General features: G+C 63.0%; 8 protein-coding genes. 3 read left to right on the top strand and 5 right to left on the bottom strand.

Features of this window, described 5'->3' with window-relative positions; translation table 11 throughout:
- The first annotated feature begins 36 nt into the window (after positions 1 to 36).
- On the top strand, positions 37 to 1,446 hold the full coding sequence (locus tag CCR96_RS16560) for an OprD family outer membrane porin (protein WP_201221290.1): 1,410 nt from the start codon (positions 37 to 39) through the stop codon (positions 1,444 to 1,446).
- A 145-nt stretch (positions 1,447 to 1,591) separates the two neighbouring features.
- Here CCR96_RS16560 and putP read toward each other — a convergent pair whose 3' ends face one another.
- A complete protein-coding gene (gene putP, locus CCR96_RS16555; RefSeq protein ID WP_201221288.1) occupies positions 1,592 to 3,091 on the bottom strand; it encodes a sodium/proline symporter PutP in 1,500 nt (499 codons plus the stop codon).
- Between the two features lie 284 nt (positions 3,092 to 3,375).
- Here putP and CCR96_RS16550 point away from each other — a divergent pair, with 284 nt between their 5' ends.
- Complete coding sequence (locus CCR96_RS16550) at positions 3,376 to 7,113, top strand: sulfite exporter TauE/SafE family protein (RefSeq protein ID WP_201221286.1); 3,738 nt, start codon at positions 3,376 to 3,378, stop codon at positions 7,111 to 7,113.
- A gap of 156 nt (positions 7,114 to 7,269) precedes the next feature.
- On the opposite strand, the gene CCR96_RS16545 is transcribed toward CCR96_RS16550, so the two are convergent.
- Positions 7,270 to 8,166: a competence protein CoiA family protein gene (locus tag CCR96_RS16545; protein ID WP_201221284.1), complete on the bottom strand. Its 897-nt coding sequence runs from the start codon at positions 8,164 to 8,166 to the stop codon at positions 7,270 to 7,272.
- A gap of 523 nt (positions 8,167 to 8,689) precedes the next feature.
- Between CCR96_RS16545 and mobA the strand changes: the two genes are divergently transcribed.
- Entirely contained in the window at positions 8,690 to 9,295 is a 606-nt protein-coding gene (gene mobA, locus CCR96_RS16540) for a molybdenum cofactor guanylyltransferase MobA (RefSeq protein ID WP_201221282.1), read from the top strand.
- Positions 9,296 to 9,330: 35 nt separating this feature from the next.
- Here the strand turns inward: mobA and CCR96_RS16535 are convergent, their stop codons facing one another.
- Genes CCR96_RS16535 through CCR96_RS16525 form a run of 3 tightly spaced genes read right to left on the bottom strand, consistent with a single transcriptional unit; the run spans position 9,331 to position 13,240 of the window.
- The gene (locus CCR96_RS16535; protein WP_201221280.1) at positions 9,331 to 10,365 is read right to left on the bottom strand and encodes an Rpn family recombination-promoting nuclease/putative transposase; all 1,035 of its coding nucleotides are present in this window, start codon (positions 10,363 to 10,365) and stop codon (positions 9,331 to 9,333) included.
- Between the two features lie 26 nt (positions 10,366 to 10,391).
- Positions 10,392 to 11,789, bottom strand: a complete 1,398-nt coding sequence (locus tag CCR96_RS16530) for a TldD/PmbA family protein (protein ID WP_338035896.1) — start codon at positions 11,787 to 11,789, stop codon at positions 10,392 to 10,394.
- On the bottom strand, positions 11,786 to 13,240 hold the full coding sequence (locus tag CCR96_RS16525; protein WP_201221278.1) for a TldD/PmbA family protein: 1,455 nt from the start codon (positions 13,238 to 13,240) through the stop codon (positions 11,786 to 11,788). The genes CCR96_RS16530 and CCR96_RS16525 overlap by 4 nt, the downstream gene beginning before the upstream one ends.
- Positions 13,241 to 13,424 lie beyond the last annotated feature (184 nt).

Genomic DNA, 13,424 nt, shown 5'->3' with positions numbered 1-13,424 from the left:
ACGACGACCACTCATAACGAAGAGGGGAGGATGGCGATGCTAAGACAGATTGGAATCGCGGCCATGGGGCTATCCGTTGGCCTAGGTAGTGCGGGGGCTGGAGCCTATGAACTCAAGTTCCAAGGTAATGACTACGGCGAACTCAAGGGGCGCATCCGCGCAATGAGTATCCTCACCGCCAAGGACAACGGCTGGGACCCTAGCAGTGGCAATGCCTATTCAGCGATGCTGAGCTACAAAAGCCCAAGCTGGAACGGCTTTAATTTCAACACGGCGGCCTATCTGAACGGCGACATCTTCGGCAGCACCGATTTTGACCCCAAGGTCGGCGAGGAGCGAACCGCACGCGGCATGTTCCTGAATGACACGGGGGCTCAGAAAGGCCAGCTCACGAACGTCAATCTCACCTTTGGCAACAAGCATCTCTATGCCTTTGGTGGCCGTGGTCAGATCGATACGCCCCTGACCACCAACACCTACAACCTGGTGCCGAACTCGTATACTGCGTTGCGCGCCGGCGCCAAGCCGATCGAGGGGCTGGACATCTCGCTCGGGCAGATCACGCAGATGTCTTTCGGCACTCGGGCGATGACCGACTGGGGCTTCATCGGCGAGGCCACCGGTACTGCAGGCGTTGCGCAGGCGCCGAATCAGTCTGGTCTCGGCCAGGCCGAGTTCTTCAATCTCGGGCAGATTGCCCTGGGTCCGCGGGCGGAGAATATCAGTGGACTCACGGTGGCCAGCATCAGCTATGCCGGGCTACCGCATACCAAGCTGTCACTGTGGAATTACTACACCCAAGATATCTCCAACAGCGTCTACTTCGATGTCGACGCCAAGATCCCGTTGAATAATATGAAGTTCGATCTGGGCGCTCAGTATCTGCGTCAGGATGATGTCGGTGACGGCACCAAGGGTATCCAAGGCGGTCCCTCGATCCAGGCCAACTTCGGCGATGGCAACCTCGACTACAACCTGTTTGGTCTCAAGGCGGGGCTGATCGGCCCGAAGAAGAAGTGGACCGCGCATGTGATGTGGAACCAGTCCGATGGTGATACCGCATTCTTCAACGCCTTCGGTGGCGATCCGGCTTACACCAGCTCGATCTTCTCGCGCAATGCCTATCGCCAGGACGTCAACGCTTGGGGCCTGCGCGCCAGCTACGAGATCATGCCCGGCCTACGCTTCATGGCCGCCTACTTCGACTATGGCAAATCCGAGACCATCGGCGCCGTGCCCAATGTCACCCCGGCGGCGGTGCCAACCTCGAATGCCGACGAGCTGGATCTCGTGCTGACCTACAAGCCGAAGCAGGTCAAGGGGCTGACGATCCGCACCTTCTATATCACTCGGACCAGCGAATATGATGGTTTCGTCAATCCGCGCGGCACCAAGGCCGATGCGACCATGAGCCATTGGCGCTTGATTGCGACCTATAGCTTCTAGAGCCCGCTGATTGCAGCGCGATGCCGACTCGGTCTCCCCGGGGGCATCGCCGCTGCGCTGGGCGGTGCCCCCTCTGTTGCGCTTTGGGCTGAGTTCGGCTCCTCTCCAGCTGCTTGCCCATGCTTGCCATCGCCATTCGATGCTCTCAGGGCTGGCGCAGCGCCTGACGATAGCGCTCAAATCCGTCGCGAATCGTCGCGCTTGGCGGCGCGGTCGCAAGACTGGTGATGACGATGGCCAGACTGGCCAAGACCACGCCAGGCACAATCTCATAGAGCTCAAAGAGCCCGCCCTCAAGCTGCTTCCAAATCACCACCACGAGGCCGCCAGTGAGTACGCCAGCGATGGCGCCGTTCCAGTTCATGCGTGGCCAATACAGGCTAATCAGTAGCACGGGCCCGAAGGCGGCGCCGAAGCCAGCCCAGGCATAGGCAACCAGTCCAAGCACCGTGCTCTCTGGGTTGGTCGCCAGCAGCAAGGCCACCAGCGCTAGCAAGACCACCGCAGCACGTCCGGTCAAAACCACCTCGCGTTGGCTTGCCTGCTTGCGCAGCAGTTGACGATAGAGGTCCTCAGCCAGCGCTGATGAGGAGACCAGCAACTGCGAGTCGGCGGTGCTCATGATCGCGGCGAGGATGGCGGCGAGCAGGATGCCGGCAATGACCGGATGGAACAATGTGTTCACAAGGACCATGAAGATGGTCTCGGGATCGGCCAACTGGCCAATGAGATTGTTGTCGACATAGGCCGCGCCAGCGAGCCCGACCAGCATCGCACCGATGAGGCTCAGGGCCGTCCAGCTGACTGCGATGCGCCTGGCCGTGGGGACCTCGTTGGCGCCGCGGATACCCTGAAACCGCGCCAGGATATGCGGCTGGCCGAAATAGCCGAGTCCCCAAGCGGCTAGCGACACGATGGCCAACAAGGTCAAGGGTTGGCCGGCGTTGTCGGCCCAGAGCGTCAGCAGTTCCGGATTCTTTGCTTCCAGTGTCGCCATCATGGCGCTCACGCCGCCGTCGCTCTGAATCGCGATCACCGGCACGATTAACAACGCGGCGGCCATCAACAGACCCTGCACGAAGTCGGTCCAAGACACAGCGAGAAAGCCACCAAACAGGGTATAAGAGACGACGAAGAGCGTGCCGACGATGACCGCGATCTGATAGTCGAGCCCGAAGACGGTCTCAAACAGCTTGCCGGCCGCGACCAGGCCCGAGCTGGTATAGAACAGGAAAAACAACAGCACGAAGAAGGCCGCGACGGCTTGCAATAGGTGTCGCCGGTCGCCAAAGCGATTAGCGAAGAACTCCGGTATCGTCAAGGCATTGTTGGCCTCGAAGCTGTAGACGCGTAGTCGGCGCGCGAGCAACAGCCAGTTCAGCCAGGTTCCGAGTAGGAGGCCACCCGCAAGCCAGAGTGATTCGATGCCCGAGGCGAAGGCAAAGCCGGGCAGGCCGAGCAAGAGCCATCCGCTCATGTCTGAAGCGCCGGCTGAGAGCGCCGCCGGCCAGGGGCCCAAGCTGCGGCCGCCGAGAAAATAGCCGGATGAGTCTGAGGTGCGACGATAGGCCCAGAAGCCGATCGCAAGCATGAGCACGAGATAGGCGGCGAAGGTCGCGATAACGGCAGCGTTGGCGTCAAGCATAGGAATGATTGGTCTCTCAAGGGTGGACGATCTGTTGTGAAAAACTAACATGCTTGCCGCTCCAGGTCTCGGTTCACTGGGCTTTAGAGGCCAAAAAGCCGTCATGGGAGTGGATGATCGGTTAGAGTTGTCAGGAATTGGCTGCTGCCCGTCCGTTGCGCACCTGTCGCTGCCAAGTGTCGAGCTCTTTAGAGAGCTGCGGCCGCGCGCGGATGCTTTGAGCAGGTATTGTCCTGAGGTCAGCGCGAGATGAATGCTTAGTGCTGCCGTCATCCCCTTTCAGCATGACCGTCGTTACCGCCAAAGCCTTCCGCCAACAGATCATGAAACCGGCCGAGGGCCTGTTTCTATTCCACGCGCGCGCGATCGAACGCTTGATCGAAGGTCAGCTCGGCGAGCGTCTGGCGGGTATTTCGGTGCCCGATCTGCCGTATTACCTGATGCCGCGCGCCGACTTTCTGTTGGGGCTCGAGACCGAGAACGCCGAGGCGCTGTCGGTCATCGAGGGTCTGCAGCTGCCGGAGCATGTGATCCTGCTGCCGAGTCCGCCGAATCAGCGTCTCGAGCAGCGCAGCTTCACTCGGCTTCGCTATGACTACTGGGCGCGCGCGTTCGAGGCCGAGGTCGCGCGGGCCTGGCAGGCAGCGCGCGAGTATGCAACGCATGAGTCGCAACTCGATGCGAGCGCACTCCGCGAACTGATCGGTGACGATGCCTTCGCTGAGGTGCGCGAGGTGCTGAATCACGATGGGCTCATCTTGCCGGTGTGGGACGACGATCTCGTCTGCCGCAGCTTTGTCGCCTTCGTCGTTCGCCTGCGCTACTTCGCCCCGGGCGCCCGCGGCTTCTATTTCCCTGCGATTCGGGTCTGGCCACAGGTCGATCACTGGATGTCGGCGGCCGGGCTGGATCTGCCGCGACCGCTGGTCGATGAGCGGTTGCCTAGTCTGCTGCTCAAAAGCCGCCCTGGAAGCGGTGGCAGTCTGCGCTCTGAGGCGCCTTTGCTGCCGCTGGCGCTGCCTTATGGGCGGAGCGATCCAGACCTGGCGGTCGCAGCGGAGTCGACCCAAGCCGCGATTGCACCGACGCAAGACTCGCCGCTGGATGCTATCGATCCCGCTGATGTGGCGGCTGAGCCGCCTGCATGCCGTTGCGACTCGGTGGAGGCCTCAGTGGATGCCTCAGTGGAAGCCTCGGGGTGCGCCGGTGGGGTTGACCCAGCGCTCGAGCAACGGCTGCTGGATGCCTTCGCGCGAGGGACACGGCTGGATCTGCAGCCAGATTGGGTCGAGCGTTTTGGCGATCAGCTGGGGATCTGGCGCACGCGGTTGCTCGGTGCGCTGCGTTGGATGCCTCCGGTCCTGCCGTGGCGGTTGTTTCGGAACAAGCCTCTGGTCACGGATGTCCGCCGCTCGGATCATGCGGTCCTGCACTGCGGCATCGTCTTGTTCGAGCAGGCCGTGGCCGCCGCGGTTCGTGCTCAGCGCAGTGGCTATCTTGCCCTGGCACTGCGCCGGTTGGCGGCGTCGAGGCGATTGGCGTTGCGTTTAGTCCCCGAGGTTGGCGAACTGCCGGCGGCGCTTGAGCAGGCTATCACCAAGCGCGAGGCCTTGGTGGAGTCACTCTTGGCCGATGGCTTGGCCGAGCGCTGGGCGGTGTCGAACAGCGTTCGCGCAGAGCTTTACGCGCTGGTGCATCGGCTTGCCGGCGATGATCGGGCGCGCTTCGGCTCACCGGCCGCGCAGGGCCTGCTCGGCTGCCTCGAGCAGCTCATGCTCCAAGGCCCAACCGACTACTATCGGCTCCGGCTCGGGCGCTGGCTGATGCAGCTCGGTCGTGTGCCGATCCGAGAGCAGTTGCCGTTTCAGCCCCTGCTCAAGGCCTTGCGCGCGCTCGAGACCAGCCGCGCTCGGCTCGAAGAGCTGCCTTGGCCGATGGCTGAGCTGGAGCGCTTCTCGACGCTGTTACGTGGGCTCAACCGATTGATCACGGATCGGCTCGATACCGAGCTGATGCCGCGCATCGAGCAAGCGATGCAAGAGGCCGATTTCGTTCCACGCAATCACCGCGAGATCGTTGCCGCGCAAAAGATGAGGTTAGAGCTGCTCGATGTGATCAAACATCGCCGGCATCTCAAGTTCACCGATGCACGCGATATCGTCGCGCGTAATATTCTGCGCCTACCCGACCCGACCTGGAGCGAATTCTTCCGCGGTGATCGGCTGCGGCGCTTCGACCGGACCGCAGAGCGCGCCCTGCCTGGCGTCTACCGCCCCGGCGAGCTCTATATCAAGGGCTTGCAGCAGCTTGGCGCGCCGCTGTTCGGCACGCCGATGGGGCGAGACATCTTGCGTTACCTGTTGCTGCCGTATGGTGGCTCCTTTCTGGTGCTCAAGAGTCTGGACCTGCTGATTGCACTCATCCCATTTGTGGACAAGAGCTTTCATTTCACCGAGATCACCTCGGTCGTGCTCAGCGGAAGCCTGATCAATCTGTTCGCCTACACTGGGATTGGCCGCCACATTGCTCAATCGGTCACCCTGGGTGGTTGGCGCATCCTGCGTTTTCTGGTCTGGGATGGTCCGCGTGATCTATTGCATTGGTGGCCCATCGCCGGGCTCTTGAGTACGCCGATGATGCGCGGCCTCGGCCGTAACCTGATTCAGCCGTTGTTGATCGGTGCGCTGCCATTAGCGCCGATCATCGCGCTGGCGGTGCTGGTCGACGAGGTGCCGATCGAGCCCGGCTTCTGGCTGTTCGGACTCGCCTTTGCGCTCGGTACCTTGGCGCGCAATACGCCAGCCGGTCGTCGTTTCCTTGACAACCTGAGTACGCGCGTCGGGGTCTATCTGCAGCGGCTCAATCAGGCCCTGTTCATCGGCCTGATCCAGCAGCTGTTGTTCTTCTTCAAGGAGATCACGCGCCGCTTTTCGCAACTGTTACATCGCGTCGATGAGGGCTTGACCCATCATTTGAGCGAGCGTTGGAGCAGCCTGGCGTTGAAGGCACTCTTGGCCCCGCTCTGGCGCTTTTCAGAATCCCTGATCCAGTTCTATGTCACCGTGCTGGTGGAGCCGCAGGTCAACCCGGTCAAACACTTCCCAATCGTGACCATCGGACACAAGCTCCTGTTGCCTTTCCTGCCGGCGATTACCACGGCGTTTGTCGAGATCACCCAATCGGTCTTGCCGAAGGTCGTGGCCTATCCGTTTGTGACGCTCACCATCGTGCTGCTGCCTGGATTGTTTGGCTTCTTGGTCTGGGAGCTGAAGGAGAACTGGAAGCTCTATGAGGCCAATCATCGTGAGCGCCTGCGAGCACTCGATCTCGATGCCGAGCCGGCTCTAGGAGCACCGATCGAGCCCGCTAGCGTGGGTGCCCATGGTGAGAGCATGCGCGGGCTCATGTGCCGAGGCTTTCATAGCGGGACCTTGCCGAAAGGCTTCGATCGACTGCGCAAGGTGATTCGCCAGCAGTTGCGCGACGACAAACCCCATCCGCGGCGGCTGCGTCGGTGCCAGCGCCAGCTTGAGGAGGTTGAGCAAGCGATCGGCATCTTCGTCGACCGTGAGTTCTCGTTCGCGCTGCGCGAGCGTTGTCGCAATCCGGATTGCACCCTGACCCGGATCGAGACCAATCTCCCGCGGCTTGCCACCGAGCTGGTCGAGATCAGCGTCGCCATCCATCCGCAGGCAAGAAGCGGGCTGGGCATGGTTGGTGAGCGCAGTGATCAGCCGCCGACGCAGGACCCAAGCAACAGCTTGGTTCCGACCCAGGCGCGCTATGCGGCCACGGCGGAGTCCGTATGCGGCGGAAGCGCTGACCCGGACCCGGTGATGCTCGGCATTCGCATTGCTTTCGATGGCCGCAAGCTGTGCTTTGATGCCGAACTCAGCGGCATGCCCGAGCGTATTGGGCCGCGCTGCTGGGCCATGATCAACGAAGATCTGAGGTTGTTTGCTGGTCGCGCCGGTGCTGATCTGCGCGGTATCAAGATTGTGCTGCCAGGGAGTGCGGACTGATCCTCCGGTGTCAATCAGCACCGCCGTCAGCGGTCCGATTGCAGCACTGCACTCCCCAAGCAGTCTCTCCTCGCGTTAGCACTCTTGACGGAGTGGAGTCCTGTGCGAGTGCTCTCGAACGCTCGCCCCGAGTCAAGGCGTCACTCAACGCAACACTCAACGCAACACCAGCGGTGGTGGTGCGCCGCCTGTACTGCTCGCGCTGACTGCGCTGACCCGGATTCCCAGATGCGTTTGACAGCGCCGGCAGGTATGCGCCACGCCCGCCGGCTCCCTCCAGCGCGTGCCGCAGAACAGGCAGTGGCAATCCACCGGCCGCGCCCGCGCCCAGCGTTCCGCGGCAATCTCCGCCTCCAACTCCGCCATCGCCCGCGTGCGCATCCGCGCCTCACGCGGATGGAACAGCCAGTAGCGTGAGGCCGTCTCCTGCGCCAGGAAACGGCTCAGCAGATCGCGATAACTCAATTGACGGGCACGTGCCGTCGCGAAGTCGGCCGCCAACGGACGCAGGTCCAGCGCAAGTACGCCAAGGCGGTCGCCGCTCAGGGCCTGTACGGCGTCTGCCACAGCGCGTTCCGGATGGCTGAACACGACCAGCAGCTCGGCATCGCGCACGCGACCGCTCAGGTCCACCGTCACGCCTTGGTAGCACGCATCGATCTCGACGTCGTTCAAGACCACCAGGGCGCCGGCGGTGATGGGATAGGAACGCTCGCGTCGAATACCCAGCTCAGGGACTTCGAAAGAGACTTGTCCGACGGCCGCCGGAAGCGCAAGCGTTTGACCGGCTGCGAGCAGTTGCCGGGCCATCAGCCGCACTGACACAAAGAATGAATAGGTACAGGCCTGCTCCGCAATGGCTTCATCGCCCTGTGTGTGATGGGCGAAATGCCAAACCTTTTCGTCGCCCTGACGGGCAATGAGCGGCATTGCACAGGATGGGCAACGGCAGCCACAATGCGCACCGCGCGCGGCATCATGCACATCGATCAGTTGTCCATCCGCCTCGCGTTGGCCGAATGGCACCCGCGTCAGTCGCCCCGATTCGTTCATCGCAGCATCATCCTCGCCACACAGTTAGGGAATGACCCGAAAGGCCTTTCCCCCGCATTCGATGATTGAGCCTCTTTTAGCAAGCGTAGCTCATCCATTGAAAAACTGCTGCAAATTGCATGAGCGACGACTGAGCAACGACTAGGTGCCGACTAGGTGCCGACTAGGTGCCGCCTGGGCGATAATAACGACCATTCAGCTTACAAGCGGTATCACCGCGATCCTCTGCTGAGTTGGTGATCGCTTGGAATCGCAGCGCTTATTTCGGGTCCATTTGACGCGCTCGGCGATCAACGATGGCGATGATCTTCACCCTGAATGGGCATGACAGTCGGATCTACGCATCACCAGGCGATTGCCGAGTAGCTCGATACACATTCCACTCTCAAGCCGCGGTTGATCAGCCTGCATGGTTTCGCCATGGCTCGCCGGCCCGTTGCGCCCTGGGTAGAACGACTGGGGTGTATCTGCTAGCGTAGGGACGAGAAAAGCAATAGCTCCTCAGTCATCAGAAGCAGCCCCCTTGCCAACCGAAGCGCCCAACCCGCACAACATCACCGGTGTCGTCTTGGCTGGCGGTAAAGCGCGCCGGATGGGTGGTGAAGACAAGGGGCTGGTGGAGTTCGCGGGTCAGCCGCTGCTGGCCTGGATCATCGAAGGTCTGCGCCCGCAAGTGCAGACGCTGATGATCAATGCCAACCGCAGCCATGAACGCTACGCCAGCTATGGCTACCCAGTGATTGCCGATGCCATGGCTGACTTCCAGGGACCGCTGGCCGGTGTCGCCGCCGCGCTCGCAGCGGTGCAGACGCCCTGGATCATCACCGTTCCCTGCGATGGCCCGTATCTCGCCCCAGACCTGGTCCCGCGTCTCTGCATGGCGTTGATCGAGCAAACGGCGGAGCTAGCGGTTGCCTCGGACGGAACACGTCTGCAGCCGGTCTATGCGCTGATCCCTCAGGCCCTAGCGCCGAGCCTAGAGGCCTTTTTGGCCAGCGGCGAGCGCAAGGTTGAGCGCTGGTATGCGCAGCACCGAACCGCGATTGCAGCATTTACCGACCGGCCGAACTGTTTCGTTAACATCAATAGCGTCGAGGATCTTGAGCGCTTGCGCCAAGGATCGCTTTGAGCAGGCATGGGAGGTATGTAGGGTTTTGATGCGGGTTAATCCGCTGCGCCACGCAGTTGTGCCTTGAGACGCTCGAGTTCGGCCAGAGCGGCTTCCTTGGCCGCGCGCTCTTGTGCTTTGTCCGCGCGCTCTTGCTCAAGAGCCATACGCGCCTGCTCAGCACTCTTGCGCTCTTGCTCCATTGCTCGATTTGCTTGCTCCATTGCTCGGTTTGCTTGCTCCATTGCTCGATTTGCTTGCTCCATTGCTCGATTTGCTTGCTCCGCTTCTCGCTTGGCGTGCTCCGTTGCCTGCTGGGCTTGCTCCGTTGCCTGCTGGGCTTGCTCTGCTTCGCGCTTTGCTTGCTCGACCTCAGCGCGACGATCGTCGAGCTCTTGCTGGATGCTCATCTGCTGGCGCAGGTAGTTCTGCCGCGCTTGATAGGCGTGGTAAGCGCGGTCTTTCTCAGAAAAGGCTTCTAAGGTGCTCATGGCTTGCTTCATCTCCGGGGTCTGCATCCAAAGGGGGAGCGCTTCGCTGTCGAGGTCTTCGCCTTCTTTGAAGAATTTGAGCCAACGCTCTTGCTCGGTGTTGACCAAGTCGGTATCGAATTTGTTCAGCTCCAAGAGCCAGATGCCGCCGTGCTCGACCAGGCTTTGGCCTTCGGTATCGCGGAGGCGGAAGTCGTGCAGGTAGCCGTCGCGCTCCGGGAACAGGTCTTCGGCGAGGAGCCAGATGGCGTAGGTGGGCTTGAGCCTGCTGTAAGGCTGACCGCTGCTGAGCTGTGAGCTGTAGAGGTCGGCCCAGCCATAGCTGATGCGCGCGGGCAGGTCGCGGTAGCTGAGCAGTTGGATCTCGATCTGGTACAGGTCGTCGTGGTCATCGCGGGCCTTGACGTCGACGATGCTGAGCTTGTCGTCGAGGAATTCGCGCTCGTTGTAGGGGTTGAGGATCTCGACACTGCTGATCGGTGCCGGCAGCTCTGCTCCGAGCATGGCGTTGAGGAAGTGGATCAGTAGCGCGCGGTTGGACTCGGCACCAAGCAGGGCCTTGAAGACACAGTCGATCTTGGGGTCGATGGGGTGGCGCATGTGGGAAGTCTAGCTGAAACGCCCCCTCACAGCGTCAGATTCAGGTTACTGACCAAGGCGCCAGGCAGCAGGGCGCTGGCGGTGGAGCGGCCATCATAGGTCTCGGCGGAGAGCCGCAGCTCGCGTTCGCCGGTGAGCGCCTCGAGCTGATCGCCGAATAGGCGGTAGAGGCTGTCGTCAAAGCGCATCACCGCGAGCGGGGCGATCAGCTCGCCCTGTTCGACCCAGAAGCTGCCGAAGCGGGTCATGCCGGTGACCCGGCAGGCGTTGCGATCGGACCAGTTGCTGTACCAGAGGTTGCCGAGATAGAGCCCGGTGTCGAGCGCGCTCAGAGCCTGATCGCTGGGCAAGGTGCCGGCGGCGAGCACGACTGATTCTGGGGATTCGGCGGCGGCGTTGACCGCTTCGCCATACTCCTTGGCCGAGCGGGCATCGGCGAGACACTGGCCAAAGCGCCCCTGCTCGATCAGTGGCACCTGCTCTGGCTTGAGGAAGCCCTCGGCGGTGAAGCCGGGCGCGAGGCCGCGCCGGTGATCCTCGCTGAGGCTGAACAGCGGGCTCAGGCGCAGCTCGCCCTTGGCGAGGCGAAGCAGTGGCGTCTGCTGGGTGCGATGATCGCGCAGGCCGAAACCGCCCCAGGCGAGCAGGTTGAGCAGTTCTTCCATCGCTGCCGGGGCCAAGAAGGCCCGATACTGACCCGGCTTGATCTGCCTGCTTGGTTGCGCCATCACCGCGAGCCGCTCGCGCTGGCGCTCAAGCCGCGCGCGCACCGCGCTGGGCTGCCAGTCGAGGCCGCTGTAGCTGTCCTTGACCGCCTTGTCGCCGTCCAGATAGACACTCCAATCGAGATTGAAGCTGCGGCTCTGATGCCAGTGGCGATGCCCGATCGAGCTGGCGAGTCCGCTGGCGATCTCGCCGGCGGCATAGATGCCGACCAGGTCCAGGCCCTCGGCCTGCGCGGTCAGTGTGCTGATCGCCTCGGCGGCGGCTGGCAGCTCGGCCTCGAGCGCGCGATGGGAGTGGCTCGGTGTCTGATCCAGATTCAGGTAGGGATCGGCGGGCAGATGCGGGATGCGCTCGCGCAGTTGTTGCAGCAGCGCGAGGGCGAGTGACCGATCCGCCTCCGCATCGCCACTGAGGTCGCAGCTGCCCTCGATCTGACGCTCGCCATCGACCAGCGTCAGCCCGAGCTGCTGGGTCTGCACCGCGCCGGCCTGTCGCACCCGATTGCGATTGAGCCGCACGAAGTCCGAGCCTTCGCCATCGAGACCGAGGAACAGCTGCTCGTCGCCCTGGAGCTGGCTGAAGACCCGTTCGGCGAGGGCGAAGAAGGGCTCTGCTTGCAGGGGCATGTGCGCCGTCTTTGCCGGGTTCGCCTCAGGCGCTGTCGCCGCGTTGGTCGCCAAGGTCGTCGCCAGCGTCATAGCCCACCTCCAAACACCTCAACATCACGGAACAGGCAGGGCGGTGAGGCATGGCCGACATAGACCGATTGGTTCGGCTCGCCCTTGCCGCAGTTGCGCACGCCGCCGACCTCGACGGTCTCGGGGCCGCCGACCGCATCGAGGCTGCGCCAGAAGTGGGCGGAGACGCCGCGATAACCGGGGTTGCGCACCAGACCCTTGAGCTCGCCGTCCTCGATCAGCCGGCCCAGCTCGCAGCCGAACTGGAACTTGTTGCGGCTGTCGTCGATCGACCAAGAGCGGTTGGTCTCCATCAGGATGCCGCGCTCGACGCGGCTGATCATGGTCTCCAGACGCTCCGTGTCGGCGCCTGGCTCGAGGTTGATGTTGGTCATGCGATCGATCGGTGGCCGCTCCCAACCGCAGGCGCGGGCATTGGCGGTGCCCGGTAGCCCGGAGCGTGCCTGCGAGAGGGCGCCGCCGAGCGGGCGCTCGAGGATGCCGTCGCGGATCAGGTACTGGCGCTCGGCCGCCGTGCCCTCGTCATCGGCCACGCAACTGGCCAGCTCGTTGCTCAGGCTGGGGTCGAAGGTCACGTTGAGCAATGGCGAGCCATAGCGATACTGGCCAAACATCTCCGGCGTGACGAAACTCAAGCCGGCATAGTTGCGCTCGTCGCCGAGGATGCGGTCAAGCTCCAGCGGATGGCCGATCGATTCATGGATCTGCAGCACCATCTGGCTCGGCATCAACAGCAGATCCCGTTTGCCGCTGGGGCACTCGGGCGCGAGGACCAGCGCGATCGCCTCCTCGGCCACCTGCTCGGCGGCGCTGCTGAATCCGGCCTCGGCCAGCCGTTCGAGCCCGCCTTGGCGCGGCATGCCAGCGCCGCCGCCGCGCCGCGTCTGGGTCTGGCCGTCGACATGGGCGGTGGCGGAGAGGCCGCTGTGCACCGTCTCCCAACGCTGGCTGATCTCGGCATCATCGGCGCTGATCAGGAGCTGTTCCACGCGGCGATGGCCGAGCCAGGCGGCGCGCTCGACGAGGCGCGGATCGCGATCGAGTTGCTGGCAGGCGTCAAACAGCAGCCCAAGCTTGTCCTCCAGCGAGCGCGATGCCCAAGGCTCGCGGACCTGGGCGGCGTACTGGGCCTTCAGCGCAGTGCGCGGATAGAGATCCGCGGCGAACAGCCCAAGGCGCGCATGCAGCGCGGCGAGAGCCCGTGCGCGCTGGGTCGCCTGCGCCAGCCCGGCTGGGCTCAGGTCAGAGGTGGCGGCATAGCCCAGGCCAGCGCCGGCGACCACCGTGATCATCGCGCCGCGCGAGCGCCACAACCGGCTCGGCTCGGCGACATCATCGCGCACCGACAGGCCTTCGCCGGTCTCATCGACCAGGCGCAGGGTCCAATAGTCGGCTGCGGGCGCTGAGGCAGAGAAGTGGGCGGCGATGGTTTGAAGGTCGGATTCCAACATTAGAAGGTGGCTCTGTTCAGAATGGTCCTAGCGATCAGGATGAGCGAAACGCTGTGGCAACGCGTGAGCGAGGTCAAGCCTCGGTGAGCGCATCTCTCGCGCGATGCATCATCTGAGGGTGGTTGCTAGCCATCAGCGTTTGACCAGGTCAGCCCTCCTTGGCAGCTCCGGTCAGGCTGTTGTG

The sequence above is a fragment of the Halochromatium roseum genome (assembly GCF_016653315.1).
Lineage (GTDB): Bacteria > Pseudomonadota > Gammaproteobacteria > Chromatiales > Chromatiaceae > Lamprobacter > Lamprobacter roseus.
Note: the sequence above shows the minus strand (reverse complement) of the source record. Positions and strands in the feature narration are given on the sequence as shown.